This window comes from Pseudomonadota bacterium, from assembly GCA_026388255.1.
In the GTDB taxonomy this organism is placed as follows: domain Bacteria; phylum Desulfobacterota; class Syntrophorhabdia; order Syntrophorhabdales; family Syntrophorhabdaceae; genus JAPLKB01.
Genome location: JAPLKC010000145.1, coordinates 1 through 3591, shown reverse-complemented (window position 1 = coordinate 3591; position 3591 = coordinate 1). Strand labels below are relative to the sequence as shown.

Here is a 3591-nt window from a genome sequence, read left to right as displayed (position 1 = left end):
TCTGGAATTCCCTGTTTCTGAAGCACGGACCACGTTGTGCACTTCACTAAGCAATGCCTCTGCTACATCAACTCCAAATATCTGGTCAAGATAAATTTTCAGAAATTCAACCCCCTGCCGCCCTTATATCCATATGATTAAGCGATGCGGTTGCATACAGCAATGCTGCCTGTATATCCTCCCTTTTTAATTCCGGGTAATCTTTCAGTAAAACGTCCCATAATTTACCTTCGGCTATCTGTTCAAGCAAGATAGAAACAGGAATCCTTGTTCCTCGTATTACAGGTTTACCATTACAAACCTTCGGATCAATTTCAATGCGATCTGTTGGAATTGTCATAAATTCCTCCAATAATTAAAATATTTAAATCTATACTATAGAAATGTATAACGATAACACTTGCATGTCAATTACGATTTATTATGTAATATGGGAAATCTGATAAGAATTGATTTATCGCCTTTACATATATCCCCGAAGGGGATGGATGTCTGACATGAATCGCCGATGTATCCCGATTCGGGTCAGCAATTTTATGTTGTTATCCATATTTATCCGCCGTTATCCTTGTTAAAACCCATCTTTGTATCTTCTCATCTTTCTATCTTCGGCCTTTCCCGTTTTACATTTAATGCCTCACGTTTCACTGTCTTCACCTTCATATATTCACCAACACCTTTGTTCCCTCCCAATCAAACTTGAAATCCATATAATGAAGACCGGAATCTTCCAATGTTTTTCTTAAATGTTTTCTGTGGCCATTTTCTACACAAAAAACAAAAAAACCGCCGCCGCCGGCTCCCATGATTTTTCCACCGAGAGCCCCGTTATTCATTGCCAAACTATACCAATCATCAAGCTGGAACTTCTCGGGGGCACAAAAACCGAAAAAGAGTTTAATCGTTTGAAATCACGGCTCCAAGCCTTGGAAACCATATCTGCAACTATTACCCAATGGGAAAAAGCATATGAGATTGCCTTCGCTTTGAGAAGAAGCGGGGTTACTGTCCCGTACACAGACATTCTGATCGCTGCCTGTGCGCTGACAGCCGGTGCTACAGTCATACATGCTGACATACATTTCGATATGATGGCAAAAAGTCTTCCTTTAAAAACAGAATCATATGTAAAAACCGCACCCTTTGAGCTTCTGCGATAAGGCGTATTTTGTGATCTTTCCAATATTTGTATGTCCATTTTCTAAAGTCTGCCCTGTGAAATATTGCTGGTATCTATTTCACCGGGGCGGGCGGTATGAAAGTTTTTTCTATTCAGCATGAAATGGGTTAATTCTCCAGAAGCCGTCGTAGCAATAGTGTTTGCATGTCACAATGTCCGTCGACGATCAGCAGGACGTACACTGTGTTGCCCATAACCCGGTAGATCACGCGGTAGGGTTTGAAAAAGATCTCACGATAATCACGAATCCCCAAAGCAAGCAGTTCTTTCGGATAGACACCACGTTCCGGAAATTGGGACAGGCTGCTGAAGGTCTTCTCGATTTTCTTAAGCACGTGTTCCGCTTTCTCCGGCGCATCATGCAGGGCGATGTAATGGTAGAGTTCCTCAAGGTCACGAGTTGCATCAGCCGTCAGAAAAACCTCAAAGGGCATCAGCCATCCCTCTGGCCCTCACGCAGGCGCTCAATCACGTTAACAACTTGTTCAATCTTTCCTTCCTCAACTTGACGGTTACCAAGCGCCAGGATTTTTAAAAGAGCCATCGTTTCCCGGGTTTGCTCGTAGCTTTCGATATTCTGTATGACAACCTTGGCCTCACCGTTCTGAGTGATGATGAGCGGTTCCTGCTGCTCACCCATATTCCTCACAATCTCGGCGGCGTGGGCCTTCAAGTAACTGATGGGTTTGATCTGACTGGATAATTTCATAGGTTACCTCGCTTTGCTTTAGTATGACCGATTATAGTCCATAAATAGGTCGATTGTCAAGAAAGCCTTCCGGGCAAAGCAAACATACATTCGCCGCTATCCTTGTTAAAAAACAGATTTTTTTACGTAACAGTCCGACTTTATAGAATGATAATGAAGAGTTAATTCTTAATTTCTCTGCCCATTATTTTCTACCCCCGGTTTGCCTGTTTATTCAAGGATAAGATTGAGACCTGCCTTAACCTTTTCGAAAAGATTGCGGGGCAGGATGCTGACACAATCTGTCAGAAAATGTTTGTCGATGGTTACAATTTGAGAGATATTTGCTACCGAATCGTGGGGAAGACCGGTACTTCCCTTAGGTAACATGACGTTTCCCGGCGCCTCAGCCAAACGGAGATTTCGAGTGATGACGACAACGACAACCGTTGATATGGCACTATCATTGAAAGCGTCTTTCTGAACCACCAACACAGGTCTGCGAAATCCAGGTCCTGACCCGGCCGGGTCAGGCATATCCGCCCACCAGATTTCACCCCGTTTCACCAGTCATACCTCCACAATGCGCCGTGCAGGTTTGCCCTCACCAATCCTCCTTTGCTAAACCCGCCATTTGAGCGTTATTAAATATCGGATCGATCCGAGAATTCTCGTGGGCATAGATCTCGTTTAACTTTGCCTTAATGCTGTCTTCCCGATGTTTCTCCAGGAATTCAGCGATTGCTGCCGTATATAGCCTGCTTCGATTCAAACCCAGCATTTTTGCCGTTTCATCGGCCTGAAGAAAAACATTCTCAGGGATTGAAATGGCCGTTTTTAAATTTCTCATTCAATTCACCTCCCGTAATATATAGGGGTAAAACTCAACAATTTAGATAGGCGGCACAAGTAAGTATAACAATAGTTATACAATATGTCAAGAAATAGGGGCTCTGTCCCTAACTGGAGTTTGGACATTTAGGTATGTAAATAACGATAATAGTTGACATACGTACTTATAATTGTTACAATGGCATCACCAATTTGATTGGATGATTGGAGGTGCCGGTATGGAGAAAAAAGAGATTCGTGACATAATCCTTGAGAGCATGGTTGAATTGCTGGAAGCACAAGTACGGGCGTTGAAGAAGTTGCGTGGCTCCATTGAAGTGGATAAGTCACATAAGAAGAATATGTCCCAATTAGGTATTGTCTTTAACATACTTACCGAGGCTGGAAGACCGCTTCATGTTTCTGAAATTATTGCAGATGCCGAAAAGATGTTTAGTGTAACATTGGAAAGGGAATCTCTCGTTTCCGCTCTTTCAAAAAAGGTGATGAAAGAGGACCGTTTCATTCGCACCGGCAAAAATACCTTTGCCCTGAAAGAGGAGCAATGAACATGCTGGCCGAACATATGAATCATCGTGAACAAAAGGACACCATTGGCGTAGGCAATGCTCAGGTCTTGTCTGACAAGTCTGTCCCCCGACAACCGGCATTTGCCGTTGCCAGCTACAGTCTTTTGCTCCTTGCAGGATTGAAAGCGTTCGGTGGAGTGGCCCCCGTTTTAGCCGGACACTCATACAACCAAAATAAGTTGTAGTAATAGCCATAGAGTTATTACTATAATCAGAAGGAAGGTGAATATGAGTCCGATAGAGGTCATTACATCAGTTGAGAGAAGAAGGTATTGGAGTGCAGAACAGAAAAGAGCCATGGT

At 43.2% G+C, this 3591-nt stretch carries 9 protein-coding genes; 3 read left to right on the top strand and 6 right to left on the bottom strand.

Going from position 1 to position 3591, the window contains the following annotated elements:
• Nucleotides 1–106 precede the first annotated feature (106 nt).
• The gene (locus tag NT178_19025) at nt 107–340 is read right to left on the bottom strand and encodes a DUF433 domain-containing protein (GenBank protein MCX5814609.1); all 234 of its coding nucleotides are present in this window, start codon (nt 338–340) and stop codon (nt 107–109) included.
• 319 nt (nt 341–659) lie between these two features.
• On the bottom strand, nt 660–836 hold the full coding sequence (locus NT178_19020; GenBank protein ID MCX5814608.1) for a hypothetical protein: 177 nt from the start codon (nt 834–836) through the stop codon (nt 660–662).
• Here NT178_19020 and NT178_19015 point away from each other — a divergent pair.
• Complete coding sequence (locus NT178_19015) at nt 756–1160, top strand: PIN domain-containing protein (GenBank protein MCX5814607.1); 405 nt, start codon at nt 756–758, stop codon at nt 1158–1160. The genes NT178_19020 and NT178_19015 overlap by 81 nt on opposite strands.
• A 127-nt stretch (nt 1161–1287) precedes the next feature.
• Here the strand turns inward: NT178_19015 and NT178_19010 are convergent, their stop codons facing one another.
• From NT178_19010 to NT178_18995, 4 genes are all read right to left on the bottom strand, one after another.
• Complete coding sequence (locus tag NT178_19010) at nt 1288–1614, bottom strand: type II toxin-antitoxin system RelE/ParE family toxin (protein MCX5814606.1); 327 nt, start codon at nt 1612–1614, stop codon at nt 1288–1290.
• Nucleotides 1614–1889 carry a type II toxin-antitoxin system Phd/YefM family antitoxin gene (locus NT178_19005; protein ID MCX5814605.1) on the bottom strand — a complete coding sequence of 92 codons (276 nt, stop codon included), beginning with the start codon at nt 1887–1889 and terminating at the stop codon, nt 1614–1616. The genes NT178_19010 and NT178_19005 overlap by 1 nt, the downstream gene beginning before the upstream one ends.
• A 210-nt stretch (nt 1890–2099) precedes the next feature.
• Nucleotides 2100–2435: a type II toxin-antitoxin system PemK/MazF family toxin gene (locus tag NT178_19000; GenBank protein ID MCX5814604.1), complete on the bottom strand. Its 336-nt coding sequence runs from the start codon at nt 2433–2435 to the stop codon at nt 2100–2102.
• Between the two features lie 37 nt (nt 2436–2472).
• Nucleotides 2473–2718, bottom strand: a complete 246-nt coding sequence (locus NT178_18995) for a hypothetical protein (protein ID MCX5814603.1) — start codon at nt 2716–2718, stop codon at nt 2473–2475.
• Nucleotides 2719–2938: 220 nt separating this feature from the next.
• Here NT178_18995 and NT178_18990 point away from each other — a divergent pair, with 220 nt between their 5' ends.
• Together NT178_18990 and NT178_18985 are read left to right on the top strand one after the other, a co-directional pair.
• Nucleotides 2939–3268, top strand: coding sequence for an HTH domain-containing protein (locus tag NT178_18990; GenBank protein ID MCX5814602.1), 330 nt, complete (start codon nt 2939–2941; stop codon nt 3266–3268).
• Nucleotides 3269–3285: 17 nt separating this feature from the next.
• On the top strand, nt 3286–3474 hold the full coding sequence (locus tag NT178_18985; GenBank protein MCX5814601.1) for a hypothetical protein: 189 nt from the start codon (nt 3286–3288) through the stop codon (nt 3472–3474).
• Nucleotides 3475–3591: the final 117 nt, after the last annotated feature.